We start from the raw sequence: 289 nt of genomic DNA, 5'->3' as shown, positions 1-289 counted from the left end.
CCCCACTGACGCGGAGCGAGCATCGGGGGATGACAGACACCCTCGACGATGTCGTCTTCTCTTTCGACGCGGCACGACGCGACGTGCTCGCAGCCGTGGATCTCATCGAGTCGGTCATCCGCGATGCCACAGGCCTCGCCGAGGCGACGGCCTGGGCATCGCCCGCGATGCGCGCCTTCCAGCTAGCGCACGAGGCCTGGAGCACCGCGCTCGCCGATGAGCGCCGCCGCCTTCTCGCCCTCGACGACGTGATCGCCGAGATTCGCAGTCAGGCCTTGATCACGGGCGG

Annotated in this window: 1 protein-coding gene; it reads left to right on the top strand. The window is 68.9% G+C overall.

Features of this window, described 5'->3' with window-relative positions:
• Positions 1 to 29: 29 nt before the first annotated feature.
• Positions 30 to 289 (top strand): hypothetical protein (locus SK224_RS16735; RefSeq protein ID WP_320435772.1); only part of this gene is annotated, 260 nt, incomplete at its 3' end.

This window comes from Microbacterium sp. BG28 (assembly GCF_034044005.1).
GTDB lineage: Bacteria > Actinomycetota > Actinomycetes > Actinomycetales > Microbacteriaceae > Microbacterium.
The sequence above is the reverse complement of the archived record's forward strand: the minus strand, read 5'-3'. Positions and strand labels throughout refer to the sequence as shown.